This window comes from Arthrobacter sp. StoSoilB5, assembly GCF_019977235.1.
GTDB lineage: Bacteria > Actinomycetota > Actinomycetes > Actinomycetales > Micrococcaceae > Arthrobacter.
In genome coordinates this window covers 502,929-518,623 of record NZ_AP024646.1, presented here as the reverse complement: position 1 = coordinate 518,623, position 15,695 = coordinate 502,929, and the positions used below count along the sequence as shown (strand labels likewise).

The following is a 15,695-nucleotide window of genomic DNA, read 5'->3' as shown; positions in this document are numbered from 1 at the left end:
TCAGCCTTTCGAGAGGGAGTCAGCAGGCAAGCTTCCGTGGACAGTCAATCCGGCGAGTCCGGCAGCGCGGCGCAGGAAGTCCAGGTTGCCGGCTGTGCGTTCGGCGAGCGGAAGGTTGGTGGAGAAGTCCTCCACAGTCACCCAGGCGTCATATCCGACGTCGGCCAGTGCCTTGAAGTAGGCAAGGACGCTCCCCTGCCCCTCCGTGAGTGGAGCCCACTCGTTCACCCACACCGCTGCCCCCGCCTCGTCACGCTCATCGGTGCGGACCCAACGGGCATTTTTCACGTGGATGTGCGCCAGGTACGGCCCCAGGAGTTCAAGTGCAGGCAGCGGTGACTCCCAGCCTTCGATCAACAGGTTGCCGAGGTCATGGATCACCCCCACATGCTGCGGGTCCAAGCCTTCCAGGAGCCTACGGGCGGATGACGCCGAGGCCGTTACCGTGCCGTGGTGCAACTCAACGAGCGCTTTGACACCGTGGTGTGCTGCCCTGCCAGCCACCCATTCGTAGTGCTCACGGGTCGCATCGAAAAGCTCCGGGTAGGTCAATCCACTCGGTTGCTGTCCGCCCATCCTCGAGTTGCCAAGTGGCAGCACATTGACCCTGACCTGGCGGGCACCCAAGGCGGCCGTCGCTGCGAGAACCCTTTCGACGCCGTCGTGGTCGTCGCACCGTGCGTAGCCACCCAAGCCGGAGTACTCGAGTCCGGCCTCGGATGTGAGCCGCGCGATCTCCGGCAGCGAGTCCTCCAGACCAGTCATGGGCCAGGTTGCCTTGTTTCCTGCCCAGAAGCCGGGTTCAGCGGCGTCTGCCTGGTCCGTGACGCGCCATTCGATGCCGTGCCAGCCCTGGGCTGACAGTTCTGTCACGGCTTGCTGGGGCGTCCAATCCGGCGTCGAGGCCGTGAAGACGGAGAATTTCATGCCGTAACCTCCTCGAAGTGGCCGTTACCGGTTTGCACCTCAACGTCGTTGTATTTGCCAGCCATGACGTCGGCGATCAGGACCGGACGGCTGAGGGTGGCCGAGAGGTACAGCGCCCGGACAGTGGCCAGAGCGGTGACGGCGTCCTGGACAGTGACTCCTGCGGGACGGCCCTTGCGGATAGCGTCCACAACATCGCGGTACTGGCGAATGTGGCCAGCGGGGTAAACGGTTGGGTCCAGGTTGGTCTGCTGTGGTGGCTCAGTGAATTTGGCGAGCTCCTCAGCAGCTTGGTTGCCGCCGCCCCGGATGCCCATCGGTCCGCTGTCCGCATCGCCGTTCTCATCAGCAGCATGGAAGTACTCGAGGTTATCGTTGTCGATCACCGCGGAACCCTTGCTTCCCATGACCTGCAGCCGGACTGTCAGGCCAGGGTAGGCTGCCGTCGTCGCGTGCAGGACGGCGAGCGCGCCGGACTCGAACGTGACGGTTGCCACGGCTGTGTCCTCGACCTCCAGGTCGGTGTGCGCCAGGAGCGCGGTCTTGGCGCTGATTTCCACGGGCCGTCCAAGGAACCACAGGAGAAGGTCCACGGTGTGGACGCCCTGGTTCATCACAGCTCCCCCGCCGTCCATGGCCCACGTTCCGCGCCAGGCACCGGAATCGTAGTAGCCCTGGCTGCGATACCAGCTAACGGAAGCTATGGCGGAGGTCAGCCGTCCGAACCGGCCTGCCCGGCGGGCTTGGTCCACCACGACGCTCGCGGGATCGAAACGGTGCTGGCTGATGACGCTCGCTACGAGTCCCTTCTCTTCGGCGGCTTTGGCAGCGGCGAGAATTGCCTCCGCGCCGTCCAGGTTCACATCGAGCGGCTTTTCGATGACAACGTGCTTGCCGGCGTCGAGGACTTCCAAAGCCTGCTGGATGTGAAGTCCGCTGGGGGTGGCGATGATGACGAGATCGACGTCGGCGCTCGCGAATGCTTCACCCAAGGTCCTGAACGTGGCTGGCCGGGCGGCGCCGCCGTCCGCGATCTCCTGGGCCAGTGCGTCCGCCGCTTCCGGTATTTCGTCCACCAGTGCGGTGACGCGAAGCTCAGGCAGTTCTCCCACCGCCGCGGCGTGCGTTCGGCCGATGGTGCCGCATCCGGCGATGGCGACATTAATGACTGCGGGGTTTTCTGTGCTCACTTGGTTTTCACTCCTGCTTCGTTCACGACTTTTGCAAAGGCCCTCGCGGCCATCCCGAATGCGGTGGGTCCGGAGAAGCCGCCCAGTCCGTGTGCGCCGGCCAAGTGCGGCTCGAGGCTTGCGAATCCCACGAAGCCATCGGATTTCAACGCCTCAACCGTTCTCAGCAGGTCGCCGTCGCCCTCACCGGCGGGGACCACGACGCCGTCGGCGAACCGCGCGTCCTTGACCTGCAGGTACTCCAGGTGCGGACGGAGCTTGGCATAGCCCTCGTCGAAAGGCTTGACGCCCACCTGGACGAAGTTGGCCGGGTCCCAAGCGACCTTCAAGGCCGGCGAGGCCACTGATTCGATGATGTCCAGGACGCGGTCCGGCGTATCGCCGAAGATGTCCTTCTCGTTCTCGTGCAGGAGCACCACGCCGGTCTCCTCGGCCACGGCAGCAAGGGCACGCATCCGCTCGATCACGGCGTCACGGATACTCTCCACGGCAACGCCTTCGCCGTAGTAGAAGGAGAAGATCCGGATATAGGGGGCGCCAAGGACCTGGGCTGCGTTTGCCGCCCTCCGGAGTCGCTCCACCTCATGTTCCACAGGCAGAGAGACATCCACTTTGCCGATGGGCGAGGCGATGGCGGACACTCCCATGCCGGCTGCGTCCAAGAGCTTTTTCAGCTCTCCAAGCTGCTCGGCATTGAGGTCCACGATGTTTGTACCCCACGCGCTGCGGACCTCAATGTGGTTGGCGCCCAGGGCTTGAAGTACCGCGATCTGCAGCACGGGGTCGTCGTCGATTTCGTCACCGAAGCCCGAAAGCGTCCATTCGACTGTTGCTGAACCGGTCATTGCTATTTGACTCCTCCGGCGGTAAGTCCGCCCACTAGGTAACGCTGGAAAATCAGGTACAGGATCACGACGGGAGCGGCACAGACGAGCGAAGCTGCCATCATCTGGCCGTACAACGGGATGGCTCCGCCTTCCTGGGAAGCACCGAAGATCTGGAGGGCGACGGCAGCTGTCTGGCTGTCCGGCCGGGTCATGACCGAGGCGAACAGGACATCGTTCCACCCCAACAGGAAGGCAAAGATTCCCGAGACCACGATTCCGGGCCAGCTCAGCGGCAGGATGATGCGGACCAGGACGCCAAGGTTGCTCGCGCCGTCGATCCTTGCGGCCTCTTCCAGCTCCCGCGGCAAGCCGCGCAAGTAGGTGACCATCACCCATGTTGAGAACGGCATGGCGAAGGTCAGGTACGTAATGAACAACCCCCACTGTGTGCCGATGACCTGGATGCCGAGGTAGCTGGCGGCTGAGGAGAAGAGAACGAACACTGGCAAGACCATAAGCGTGCCGGGCACGGACTGCAGCGCCAACAGGCCACGCAGGATGCTGAGCCGCCCACGGAACTGGTACCTGACCAGCACGTAGGCGATGGACACGGACATCGCAGCGGACACCACGGCCGTGGCTCCGGCTACGAGCACACTGTTGGTCAAGCCCTTGGCCAGCCCCACGCTGGACCAGATCTTGGTGTAGTTCTCCATGGAGAACGTTGACGGCCAGAACTCGCCGTTGGCCACGCCGATGTCCGAGTTAACGGAGGCCAGGAAAATGTAGGCAACGGGGATGAGCACAATGGCGCACAGCAAGGTAAGGATGATCGCCAGCATCGGCACGGGCAGGAGACGGGTTACTTCATGTTGCCGCTTTGAGCCTGGCCGGAACGTGGTTGCCGACGTGCCCCGGCTGGCCGTGCCGCGGACGGAGGTGGTTGATGCGCTCACTTCTTGCCTCCAGGCGTCTCGGCGTCGTCCAGCTTGACGGCGCGCAGGTAGATGAACAACGGAATGGCGATCAGGACCAGTGAAACGAAGGCCATGGCGGCGCTGAGGCCGAAGCGGAAGCTCTGGAAGCTGGTCACGTACGTGAGGATCGGAAGGACCTCGACGTCGGCGGGAGCCGGAACACCGAACAGCACGAACGGGAGCGTGAAGTTGTTGATGTGGTGCAGCATGCCGATCAGGAATGCCAGAGCGAGGGGTCCCTTGAGGTACGGGAAGATGACGTAACGCAGCTTGTTCCACCACAGCGCACCATCCAGCGCAGAGGCCTCATGGACTTCATGGTCCACAGACTGCAAGCCGGAGAGTGCAAGCAGATAGATGAAAGGCCACGAAGCCCAGATCTGGACCAGGATGAGCGTCCAATAAGTCTGCGGCCCATTAAGCCAAAGCCCGGCATCCATCCCGAACGTTCCCAAGGCGGAGTCCACTACGCCGTTGGGCTGGAACATTGTCCGCCACACAGTGGCCACCACGAAGGACGGGAGCACGTAAGGGATCAGGAAGATCGATCGGATCACGGCGCGGCCCTTGAACGAGTTCTGGGTTGCCACCGCCGCAGCAATACCCAGCGGCAGCGTGACAATCATGGCGATCAGCGAGTAGCTGACGCTCAACCACACGGAGTGAAGCAGCGGCGAGTCGGTCAAGGCCTCCACAAAATTCCCGACGCCGATAAACGGTGCGCTGACCCACTTGCGGAGCGAGTACTGGTCCAGGTTGAGGGCCGACATGTAGATGCCAAGGAACAGCGGCAGAACAATGATGACGAACATCAGGAGCCCGCCCGGGATCAGCATCCACAAGGGGCGGTTGCGCTCGCTCAAACCCTTCCGGCGGACGGGTTTCTTCCCGCCTCCAGCCGGCTGGATGGTGCCTGTGCCCGCATCCGGCAACGTGCCGCCGTCGGACGCTTGGGCTGTTGTGGCCGGCCGGGCCAGCTGCCCTTCGGCAGCCGGGCCCGTCATGGCCTTCATTTCCCTGAAGGAATCAGTGGACATGGGAGACCCTGCCTAGGACTTCGCGGCCCGGTCGAGGGATGCTTGTCCCTTTGCCTGTGCGTCCTTGAGCCGTTGCTCCAAGGCTGCGTCGTCCACGGCGCCGTTGGCCAGCTCCGGAATGGACTGGACCGTGACGTTCAGGAGCCCAAGCTGGATGTCTCCCCAGGCGCCGGTGAAGGGGGTGGCCTTCGACTTGCCCGCGGCATCGGCAATCGGCTTGAGTTTCGGATCTGTCAGCGATGCCAGCGCGTCCGCGTTCGCGGGAAGTTCCCCGAAGATCTTCTGGTAGTTCAACTGCTCATCCTTTGACGTAATGAGCTCGATGTACGCGAAAGCCAGATCCTTCTGCTGCGAGTAGTCCGCAACCACCACGTTGTCGCCGGAGAGGATGCTAGCGGCTTTGTCGCCGTCGCCCTTCGGTGAAGTTTCTCCCGGTGCCGTGGTGGGCATGATGGAGTACGCGTACTTGCCTGCGATAGCGGACTTGTCCAGGGTGGGGACTGAACTCGACGTCGTCATCATCAGGTAGCCGGCCTTGCCGGAGGCGAAGGCGGCCACGGCGTTGCTGTTGCTCCAACCAATCGCGGCCGGATCCACCACCTTGTCCTTGGTCAGCCAGCCGAAGTAAGTCTCGTAGGCCTTCTTGACGGTGGGATCGTCCATCTTCAGTTTGTCGCCGTCCACCAAGGGGTTGCCGGCCTGGACGGACATGGCCCAAATGAACTTCCATGGGTCGAAGTTGTCCTTGTAGCCGGTGGCGAGGCCGAAGGTTCCCGTGCTGGCGTTGGTCATCTTCTTGGCTTGTTCGGCGAGTTCGTCCCACGTGGTTGCCGGCTTCTCGATCCCTGCAGCGGCAAGGATGTCTTTGTTATAGGCCATCACGAAGGGGCGGCTAACAAAAGGAATGCCGGCCTGGTGCTCAGAGTCCGGGCCGGAGATGCCCAGCGCTGCCTGGTTGAAGCGGTCCTTGCCGCCAACCTTCTTCCAGTCATCCGCAGAGAGGGTGACGAAGGCTTTGGTGGCGTATGCAGTGGGTGTGAACGTGGTGCCCAGGCTGTAGACGTCAGGGCCCTGGCCGGAAACCACCGACGTTTGGATCCGGGTCAGTTCGTCGTTCGCGGATGCGAACGTCTCGAATTCAACATCGGCGCCTGTCTTGGCCTTGAACTTGGCCGCGATGTCCTTGAACCATTCCTTCTGTTGCTCAGGGTACTGGCTGTTGACGCCGGTCAGGACGCTCAGCTTCTTGCCGGCGCCATCCACGGCACCTCCGGAGCTTTCAGAATTGCTGCTGCTTCCCCCGCAGGCCGTCAAAGCCAGCGCAGCCGTTGCGATGACGGCGGCCAGCTTTGCTGATGGTGCAAACCTCATTGTTTCCTCCTTGGATACCAAGCCCGCAGGTGTGGTGTCGTGCGTCACAGGGGCTTCGTTGTCGAGTCTAGGGAGTTGGCAATCAAAGCGGCAAGCGTTTGCCAAAAGTTGCCAAAAGTGCTGCAATTGCCACATGGCAGATGCAAAAGCCCGCGCGGCAGGGGCGCCTCCCACCATCCGTGACGTTGCGGAACTAGCGGGAGTCGCAACCTCAACCGCGTCCCGGGCGTTGTCCAATCCCGGCAGGGTGAACCGCGTGACCCGCGAGCGCGTTGAGCAAGCGGCAGCCTCGCTGAATTACGTGCCCAGCTCGCAAGCACGCGGGCTGAGTTCGGGCCGCACCAATGCAATCGCACTCCTGGTGCCCGACGTCACCAACCCCTTCTACTTCGACATCATCCGGGGCACCCAGAACCAGCTCAAAGCCGCCGGCTATACGCAGCTGCTCGTGGACACGGAAGAGTCAGCTGAGATGGAGGCAGACACCCTCCGCAAAATGCAGCGGACAGCGGACGGTTTCATCCTGGCCGCCTCCCGCCTCACGGATGCGCAAATCCTCGAAGCCGCTTCCTCACAGGCCATCGTCACCATCAACAGGTCCTCAGCCAACGCCCCCACGGTGATGATTGACACCCCCGGCGCAGTGGTTCAGGCCCTGGAACACCTCACCTCACTGGGACACTCCAAGATCTGCTACGTCGGTGGACCGGCGTCGTCATGGTCCAATGCCAAGCGCTGGAAGACGTTCGAAGACGAGAGCCGGGATCGGGGACTGACGACCTCCCACGTTGGCCCCTTTACGCCCAAGACGACGTCCGGCGCAGCGGCCGCCGACGCTGCAGCCCGCACGGGCGCGACAGCGTGCATCGTCTTCAACGACCTCTTGGCCATCGGTATGCTGCAGCGGCTACGCGAGCGCGGCATCCGGGTCCCTGAGGACATGAGCATCGTGGGCTGCGACGATATCTTCGGGGCTGACTTCTGCAACCCTCCGCTCACAACCATTGCCTCGCCCATTGAGCAGGCCGGACGCGTGGCGGTCTCCATGCTGCTCGCGCAACTGGATCCATTGCACTCCGGCTCCACCCGCCGCTTGGCCGTCATGCCCACCCACCTCACAATTCGCGGCTCCACGGGTCCGGTCTCGACCTAGGTCCTGCGCGTTGTAGGCGTTGCTCTCTCACATCCTGCGGGTTTTCGGCGGTTGCTCTCCCACATCCTGCGGGTTTTCGGCGGTTGCTCTCCCACATCCTGCGGGTTTTCGGCGGTTGCTCTCTCACATCCTGCGTGACGCCGGATGGCCGCCATGCGCTAAAGTCCGACGCCGGCACTCCCGGGAGTGTCCGACGTCGGGCGGTGCGGCCGTCAGGTTTTTCTCACACGGCGGATGTGAGAGAACGTCGGTCAGAAGCCTGTTGGATGTGAGCGAGGATCCTGGAGGGCTATTTCCACCAAGTATCGAAGATAGTGACCGGCACGGTGCGCTTGTGGCGCGTGCGGAGGTACTTCTGCTCGATGATTTCAGCGACCCCGTCGGGAACTTCGCGGCCTTCGAGGTAGTCGTCGATCTGGTCGTACGTGACTCCGAGCTCGTCTTCATCGGTGCGGCCCGGCTTGTCGTCCAACAGGTCAGCCGTGGGCACCTTCTGCCAAAGTCGCGCGGAAGCGCCCAGCTCGGCCAGGAGTTCGCGGTTCTGGCGTTTGTTCAGGCCGAACAGCGGCAGGATGTCTGCACCGCCGTCGCCATATTTGGTGAAGAAGCCCGTGACGGACTCGGCGCCATGGTCTGTGCCGATCACCAGGTAGTTTGCTTCCCCGGCGATTGCATATTGGGCAACCATGCGAGCGCGGGCCTTTGTGTTGCCTTTGTGGAAGTCGGAGATTTCGGCACCGGTGGTTTTCTCGAACTCTTCCTCGAATCCGTCCACTGCGCGGGAGATGTTGAAGGTCCGTTCGGTCTTGGCCTTGATGAAGTCCAAGGCCGCCTGGGCGTCGTCTTCGTCGTGCTGGATACCGTAAGGGAGCCGGACCGCGACGAAGTTCGCATTGACGCCTTCAGCTTCCAGTTCCTCGACGGCCAGCTGTGCCAGTCGACCGGCAAGGGTGGAATCGAGTCCGCCGGAGATGCCGAGCACAAAACCGTGGGTACCTGTGGCTTTCACATATTCCTTCAGGAACGTAACCCGCTTGCGAACCTCCTCTTGGGGGTTGATCCGGGGCTGGACGCCCATTTCCTCGATGATCTTGGCCTGGAGTTCGCGCATGTGTCCAACACTAGTCAGCCCGATAACAAAGGCTCAACCATATTGCGCCGTGATTCGGCCCCGCTGTGATGCGACCCAGACGGCGTTGGACGTGAGAGAGCAACGGCCCAAAAACCCGTTGGACGTGAGAGAGCAACCACCAAAAACCCGTTGGACGTGAGAGAGCAACCACCAAAAACCCGTTGGACGTGAGAGAGCAACCGCCAAAAACCCGTTGGATGTGAGAGAGAATCAGGCGAGGAAGCCGCGCAGGAGTGAAGCTGTCCCTTCAAGGTGTTCGATGGTTGCACGCTCGGCGGCGGGGGCATCGCCGCGCAGAATCGCTTCGGCGATCTCGGCGTGTTGTTCGTTGGCGTGCTCCAGGTTGGTGCTGAGCAAGGGGATCCGGTCCAGGAGTTCGTTGAGCCGGGACCGCGTTTCCGCCACCGCGCCTACCAAACTCGCAGAGCCGGACAACTCGGCAATCGCAATATGGAACCGGGCGTCGCGCGGACGGTAGCCCACGGCGGGGGAAGCGCTGACTTCAGAGAGGCAGACCTGCAGGTGCCTGCGGGCAGCCGCGGATAGATCCGCTTTTGCAGCCAGCGCGGCAGCTGCAGGCTCGATGATGGACCTGAACAGGAGGACGTCCTCCACCTCGGCGGGATCGAGCGGCCCCTGGTCCGGCTGCCGCTGGACTGCTGTGGTGGAGACGTACGTACCGCCGTACCGGCCGCGCTGGACTTCCAAATAGCCGGCACTCTGCAACTCCCCCAACGCATCCCGAAGGGTGGCGCGGGAAACGCCCAGTTGTTCGGCCAGTTCGCGCTCGGGCGGCAGTTTTTCGGCGGGGGCGAAGATCCCCAGCTTGATGGTCTGCAGGATGTGTTCGATGGTCTCTTCGAACGCGTTGCCGCCCCTGACTGGGCGCAGCATCGAGAACGACGGGCCAAACGGTGAGTCCGGCACGGCATCTCCTTCCACGGAATGCGGGCTGCGCCAATCAGTGAGGCCATCCACAGACGCTGCTGCCTCCATGCTACCCATGCGAACCAATAAAGGTCATCAAATAAACCATTGGACACACCTTCAATGTGATCCCAGTCATCAGGTTTTTTAAAAAAGTCTTGACTCCCGGCGAATCACGCTCCAGACTTTGAAGCACACTTTGGACTGAAAACAGTCCTTTAGGATCTGGAAGATCCCCCGCTCGACTTTTCCCAGAAGCATTCCTCAGACGATAGGAACACGCATGGAAACAGTGCACCAGCCGCCCGGCGGCGAGGATGAATACCTGAAGCACCGGCGCCTCAAACGAGGTGCCGCCGGATGGGTTCTCCTCGCGGGGCTTGGAGTGGCCTATGTGATCTCCGGCGACTTCGCGGGCTGGAACCTTGGCCTGGCCCAAGGAGGTTGGGGTGGCCTGCTGATCGCCTTCCTGCTCATGGCCGTCATGTACACCTGCATGGTTTTCGGGCTCGCTGAACTCTCATCAACGCTCCCGACGGCGGGGGCTGGCTATGCGTTCGCCCGCCGGGCTTTAGGCCCACTCGGCGGATTCGCCACTGGCATGGCGGTCCTGATCGAATACGCGGTGGCCCCGGCCGCTATTGCCACCTTTATCGGCGGCTATGTGGAGGCACTTGGCCTCTTCGGCCTCACCAACTCGTGGCCGGTCTACCTGGTCACCTACGTCATCTTCATCGGGATCCACATCCGCGGAGTGGGCGAAGCCCTCAAGATCATGTTCGCCATCACCGCAGTGGCCACAATCGCCCTGGCCGCCGCCGTCGTCGGCCTGTTTCCAAAGTTCGATTCCGCCCGGCTGTTCGATATTGTTCCCGACGGATCCGCGGGGTCCAGCGCCTTCCTGCCAATGGGTATCAGCGGCATCCTCGCGGCACTGGTTTACGGGATCTGGTTCTTCCTGGCTGTGGAGGGCGTTCCCCTCGCTGCCGAGGAAACATCGAATCCCAAGCGGGACATGCCCCGGGGAATCATTGTGGCGGTCATTATCCTGGTCATTTTTGGCGCCCTCATGCTAGTGCTGGTCCCGGGAGCAGCTGGGTCGCAAGCCATGAGCGAGTCGGACAATCCCCTGCCGGAAGCGCTGCGCATCGCTTATGGCGGCAACACCTTTCTGGCCGACTTCATCAACTACGCTGGCCTGGCCGGCCTGGTGGCCAGCTTCTTCTCCATCATCTACGCCTATTCACGCCAACTGTTCGCCCTCTCCCGGGCGGGCTACCTCCCCCGCTGGCTGTCCCTCACCGGCAAACGTCGCACCCCCTACTGGGCGTTGATCGTCCCGGGCACGGTCGGCTTCCTACTGGCCGCCCTGACGCGGGACGGTGCCTTGCTCATCAACATCGCGGTCTTCGGCGCGACGGTTTCCTACGTCCTGCTGAACCTCTCGCACATTGTGCTTCGCAAGAAGGAACCCCATCTGGAACGCGGCTACAGGACGCCGGGTGGGATCGTCACGACGTCGATTGCCCTGGTCCTGTCCGCCGTGGCAGTCGTGGCGACGTTCGTCGTCGACGTCTTTGCCGCTTCCATCACGGCAGCCATCTTTGCCGCTGCCCTTCTCTACTACTGGCTCTACAGCCGGCACCGGATCGTGGCGGGCGCACCCGAAGAAGAGTTCGCCCAACTCGCCATGGCCGAAGCCGAACTGAAGTAACAGCCGGCAGAACCTGACATCCACTCACAGAACCACACTGCGGAGACATCATGAATTCCCACATCCAAGAGTCCAGCCGGAACCGGCAGCTCACCGTCGACGAACTGCGCGAATCCGTTGCAAGCGGCGAAATCGATACTGTCATTGTCGCAATCACCGACGCATTGGGACGCCTCCAGGGCAAGCGTTGCGGCGCACGCTCCTTCCTTGAGGACGTTCTGGATCACGGCGCGGAGGGCTGTAACTACCTGCTGGCCGTAGATGTTGAAATGCAAACGGTGGACGGTTACGCAATGTCGTCCTGGGAAACCGGCTACGGCGACATGGTGATGCTGCCGGACGTCTCCACCCTTCGCCGGGTTCCTTGGCTCGAAGGCACAGCCATAGTGCAGTGCGATGTCCTGTGGACGGACCGGACGCCGGTGGCCGCATCACCCCGGCAGATCCTGAAGGCCCAAATCGAGCGGCTCGAAAAGCTTGGCTACCGGGCCCACGTAGGGACCGAGCTTGAGTTCCTTATGTTCGATGACTCTTACAACCAGGCATGGCAGAAGAACTACACCGGCCTCGCGCCGTCCACGCAGTACAACGTGGACTACTCGCTCCTGGCCACCGCGCGGCTGGAACCAGTGATCCGCTCTATCCGCAACAACATGGAAGCAGCCGGCCTGGTGGTCGAGTCGTCCAAGGGCGAATGCAACCTCGGCCAGCAGGAAATCACGTTCCGCTTCGATGAAGCCCTCGCCGCCTGCGATAAGCACGCGTTCTACAAGAACGGCGCCAAGGAAATCGCCGACCAGCACGGCAAGAGCATCACGTTCATGTCAAAGTTCAACGAGCGTGAAGGCAACTCCTGCCACATCCACTTCAGCCTCACCGATTTGGACGGCAACCCCGTACTGGCGGGCGACGGCGAACACGGCTTCAGCCCCCTGATGGAACGGTTCGTTGCGGGTCAACTCGCGGCGCTGCGCGAACTGGCCTATTTCCTGGCGCCCAACATCAATTCCTACAAGAGATTCGTGGAAGGCAGCTTCGCCCCAACAGCTATCGCTTGGGGCCTGGACAACCGCAGCTGCGCGCTCCGCGTGGTGGGTCACGGCCGCGGCCTCCGCACCGAGAACCGCGTGGGCGGCGGCGACGTCAACCCCTACCTGGCGGTGGCAGCAATGATCGCCGCTGTCATCCACGGCATCGAAAACGATCTCCAGTTGCCGGCGATCACCAAGGGCAATGCCTACGACTCGGACGCTGAACGGCTGCCCACTACGTTGCGGGACGCGCGGGATCTCCTGGCCGAGAGCAGCATTGCGCGCAAGGCGTTCGGCGATGACGTGGTAGACCACTACGTCCACGCCGCCAACGTGGAGCTCACTGCTTACGACAGCGCCATCACAGATTGGGAGCGGGTCCGTGGCTTCGAACGACTCTGAAACGTACCGCCCGCGAATCGCGCTCACCAGTTACCTTCAAGAGGCCTCCTGGGGAGTTTGGAACACGACGGCGGCGATTCTCCCCGGAACGTACGTGGAGGCAGTGGTCGCAGCCGGAGCAACACCGATGCTGCTGCCGCCGCTCGGCACCGACGAATCCGTGCTGGAGCTTGTGGACGGCTTGGTTGTGGTGGGAGGTCCCGACGTCGATCCTTCCCTGTACGGTCAGCCACCGCATCCCACCACCAAGTCCCAACCACTGCGGGACAAGCATGACTCAGCGCTGATCCGTGCGGCGCTTGAGCGTGAGCTCCCGCTGTTCGCCATTTGCCGGGGAGCCCAGCTCCTCAACGTGGTTTTGGGCGGAACGCTGATCCAGCACATCCCTGACGTCATTCCCGGCAGCAACAGTCAGCCGGCACCAGGTGTGTATGGTGAGGCGGCATTCGACACCACCCCAGGCAGCCTCATCCATGGCCTTCTCGGCGATTCCGCTACGTCGCCGTGCTACCACCACCAGGCCCTGGACTCGGTGCCGGGCACCCTCCGTGTGACCGCCCGCTCCGCCGATGGCCTGGTCCAAGCCGTTGAAACTACAGACGCCGGATGGGTCCTTGGAGTCCAGTTCCATCCGGAACAGAACCCAGATGACCTAAGGCTGTTCCACGGCTTCGTGGAAGCTGCCGCTGGCTACCGCTCAGACCAGACCGCAACGATGAAAGCGATGTCCCCCGCATGACAGCAACAGTGTTTGATGTGATCAATCCGGCCACCGAGGAGGTCATCCAGACCGTGCCTCTCGCCGGCCTGGCGGAAACTGACGCCGCCATCGCCAAGGCAGCTGCCGCCTACGAAACCTGGCGCGCCGTTGCCCCGGCGGATCGTGCCTTACTGCTGCGCCGGTTCGCTGCCGCCGTCGACAATGACTTGGAGAACCTCGCGCAGCTGGAGGTGCGAAACGCCGGGCATACGGTTGGCAACGCGCGATGGGAAGCCGGCAATGTCCGCGACGTCCTCACGTACTACTCCGCCGCGCCGGAACGGCAGTTCGGCCGCCAAATTCCTGTGGCAGGCGGGGTCAACGTGACGTTCCACGAGCCCCTGGGCGTTGTTGGCATCATTGTTCCCTGGAATTTCCCCATGCCCATCGCAGGCTGGGGCTTCGCTCCGGCCCTCGCCGCAGGAAACACGGTTGTCCTCAAACCCGCGGAAATCACTCCTCTGACTGCCATCCGCCTTGGCGAATTGGCCCTTGAGGCCGGCATACCCGAGGGCGTCTTCCAAGTGATTCCCGGCAAGGGATCCGTGGTGGGACAGAGGTTTGTCACGCATCCGGCGGTCCGCAAAGTGGTTTTCACCGGCTCCACAAGCGTGGGCAAGCAGATCATGGCAGGCTGCGCGGACCAGGTGAAGCGCGTGACGCTGGAGCTGGGCGGCAAGAGCGCCAACATCATTTTCGATGACGCCGATCTTGAGATGGCTGCGGCCGCCGCTCCCGGCGGCGCTTTCGACAACGCCGGACAGGACTGCTGCGCACGTTCCAGGATCCTGGTGCAGCGCAGCGTCTACGACCGCTTCCTGGAGCTGCTGGAACCAGAGGTCCTGGGCATGCGCGTCGGAGACCCCGCAGATCCGGCCACCACTATGGGTCCGCTGATTTCCTCCCAGCAGCTGAGCACCGTTTCCGCGTTCGTGCCCGACGGCGCACCGGTCGCCTTCCAGGGGAAGGCGCCGGAAGGACCAGGCTTCTGGTTCCCGCCCACGGTGCTGACACCGGATTTGAAGGCGCCTTCCTTCACGGACGAGATCTTTGGTCCGGTAGTCGCCGTCGTACCGTTCGACGACGAAGCCGACGCTATTCGGATAGCCAACAACACCGAGTACGGATTGTCAGGCTCCATCTGGACATCCAAGGTGGACCGCGCATTGCGTGTGGCCCGGGGCGTCGAGTCCGGCAATCTTTCCGTGAATTCGCACTCCTCCGTCCGGTACTCCACACCATTCGGTGGCTTCAAGCAGTCCGGCCTTGGCCGTGAACTCGGCCCCGACGCACTTGACGCCTTCAGCGAGGTCAAGAACGTCTTTATTTCCACCCAGTCAGCCTGAACTTTTTCCACTTTTTCAAAGGAGAGCACCAATGCAAGCAGTAGTTTCGAACCGTCTCGCCGGCCGCAGCGCAGTCATCACCGGCGGCGCCAGTGGCATCGGCCTTGCCACGGCACGCCGGATGGCAGCTGAAGGCGCCAATGTTGTCATCGCCGACATCGAACCGACCTCCGGGATTGCAGCGGCCAACGAAGTAGGCGGCCTGTTCGTCAAAGTCGACGTGACCAGCGAAGAAGAAGTCCGCAACCTCTATGCGCAGACAAAAGAGACGTATGGCAGCGTGGACATCGCTTTCAACAACGCGGGCATCTCCCCCGCTGATGACGCCTCGATCCTGGACACCGGAATCGACGCGTGGCGCAGGGTCCAGGAAGTGAACCTGACCTCCGTCTATTACTGCTGCAAGTACGCCATCCCCTACATGCAGGAACAGGGCAAGGGATCCATCATCAACACGGCATCCTTCGTGGCTGTCATGGGAGCGGCAACGTCGCAGATTTCCTACAGCGCGTCCAAGGGCGGCGTTCTGTCCATGAGCCGCGAACTCGGTGTCGAGTTTGCGCGTCAGGGGATCCGCATCAACGCCCTTTGCCCCGGCCCGGTGAACACTCCCCTGCTGAAGGAACTCTTCGCCAAGGATCCTGAGAAGGCCGCACGCCGGTTGGTCCACGTTCCTCTGGGCCGCTTCGCGGAACCGGAAGAACTGGCCGCAGCGGTCGCGTTTCTTGCAAGTGACGACGCTTCCTTCATCACGGCGTCCACCTTCCTTGTGGATGGCGGCATCTCGGGAGCTTACGTCACTCCCCTCTCGTAGCATCCCGCCCGCGGTTCATCCGGCTGCCCCTGCCCTCTTTGGGCGGGGGCAGCTTTCACGTTTAGGAGTCTTGACGTCGCGATACTT

General features: G+C 62.5%; 14 protein-coding genes. 6 read left to right on the top strand and 8 right to left on the bottom strand.

Annotation, left to right across the window (positions count from 1 at the left end):
• Genes LDN75_RS02535 through LDN75_RS02510 form a run of 6 tightly spaced genes read right to left on the bottom strand, consistent with a single transcriptional unit; the run spans position 1 to position 6,329 of the window.
• Positions 1-927, bottom strand: a complete 927-nt coding sequence (locus tag LDN75_RS02535; RefSeq protein WP_223935629.1) for a sugar phosphate isomerase/epimerase family protein — start codon at positions 925-927, stop codon at positions 1-3.
• Entirely contained in the window at positions 924-2,117 is a 1,194-nt protein-coding gene (locus LDN75_RS02530) for a Gfo/Idh/MocA family oxidoreductase (RefSeq protein WP_223935628.1), read from the bottom strand. Before LDN75_RS02530 ends, LDN75_RS02535 begins: the two co-directional genes overlap by 4 nt.
• Complete coding sequence (locus LDN75_RS02525; RefSeq protein WP_223935627.1) at positions 2,114-2,962, bottom strand: sugar phosphate isomerase/epimerase family protein; 849 nt, start codon at positions 2,960-2,962, stop codon at positions 2,114-2,116. The genes LDN75_RS02530 and LDN75_RS02525 overlap by 4 nt, the downstream gene beginning before the upstream one ends.
• A gap of 2 nt (positions 2,963-2,964) precedes the next feature.
• On the bottom strand, positions 2,965-3,900 hold the full coding sequence (locus tag LDN75_RS02520) for a carbohydrate ABC transporter permease (protein WP_223935626.1): 936 nt from the start codon (positions 3,898-3,900) through the stop codon (positions 2,965-2,967).
• Positions 3,897-4,958 (bottom strand): sugar ABC transporter permease, encoded by a 1,062-nt coding sequence (locus tag LDN75_RS02515; protein WP_223935625.1) that lies wholly within the window; start codon positions 4,956-4,958, stop codon positions 3,897-3,899. The genes LDN75_RS02520 and LDN75_RS02515 overlap by 4 nt, the downstream gene beginning before the upstream one ends.
• Before the next feature lie 12 nt (positions 4,959-4,970).
• Positions 4,971-6,329 (bottom strand): extracellular solute-binding protein, encoded by a 1,359-nt coding sequence (locus LDN75_RS02510; RefSeq protein ID WP_223935624.1) that lies wholly within the window; start codon positions 6,327-6,329, stop codon positions 4,971-4,973.
• 133 nt (positions 6,330-6,462) lie between these two features.
• On the opposite strand from LDN75_RS02510, the gene LDN75_RS02505 reads away from it, so the two are divergent.
• Positions 6,463-7,482, top strand: a complete 1,020-nt coding sequence (locus LDN75_RS02505; RefSeq protein ID WP_223935623.1) for a LacI family DNA-binding transcriptional regulator — start codon at positions 6,463-6,465, stop codon at positions 7,480-7,482.
• 289 nt (positions 7,483-7,771) lie between these two features.
• Here LDN75_RS02505 and nadE read toward each other — a convergent pair whose 3' ends face one another.
• Entirely contained in the window at positions 7,772-8,593 is an 822-nt protein-coding gene (nadE, locus tag LDN75_RS02500; RefSeq protein ID WP_223935622.1) for an ammonia-dependent NAD(+) synthetase, read from the bottom strand.
• A 231-nt stretch (positions 8,594-8,824) separates the two neighbouring features.
• Complete coding sequence (locus LDN75_RS02495; RefSeq protein WP_223935621.1) at positions 8,825-9,541, bottom strand: GntR family transcriptional regulator; 717 nt, start codon at positions 9,539-9,541, stop codon at positions 8,825-8,827.
• 283 nt (positions 9,542-9,824) lie between these two features.
• Here LDN75_RS02495 and eat point away from each other — a divergent pair, with 283 nt between their 5' ends.
• The 5 genes from eat to LDN75_RS02470 are packed head-to-tail and all read left to right on the top strand — an operon-like array spanning position 9,825 to position 15,608.
• Entirely contained in the window at positions 9,825-11,255 is a 1,431-nt protein-coding gene (gene eat / locus LDN75_RS02490) for an ethanolamine permease (RefSeq protein WP_223935620.1), read from the top strand.
• Positions 11,256-11,305: 50 nt separating this feature from the next.
• Positions 11,306-12,688, top strand: coding sequence for a glutamine synthetase family protein (locus tag LDN75_RS02485; protein ID WP_223935619.1), 1,383 nt, complete (start codon positions 11,306-11,308; stop codon positions 12,686-12,688).
• A complete protein-coding gene (locus LDN75_RS02480; RefSeq protein WP_223935618.1) occupies positions 12,669-13,427 on the top strand; it encodes a gamma-glutamyl-gamma-aminobutyrate hydrolase family protein in 759 nt (252 codons plus the stop codon). The genes LDN75_RS02485 and LDN75_RS02480 overlap by 20 nt, the downstream gene beginning before the upstream one ends.
• Positions 13,424-14,794 (top strand): aldehyde dehydrogenase family protein, encoded by a 1,371-nt coding sequence (locus LDN75_RS02475; RefSeq protein ID WP_223935617.1) that lies wholly within the window; start codon positions 13,424-13,426, stop codon positions 14,792-14,794. The genes LDN75_RS02480 and LDN75_RS02475 overlap by 4 nt, the downstream gene beginning before the upstream one ends.
• 31 nt (positions 14,795-14,825) lie before the next feature.
• Positions 14,826-15,608, top strand: coding sequence for a 3-oxoacyl-ACP reductase (locus LDN75_RS02470; protein WP_223935616.1), 783 nt, complete (start codon positions 14,826-14,828; stop codon positions 15,606-15,608).
• Positions 15,609-15,695: the final 87 nt, after the last annotated feature.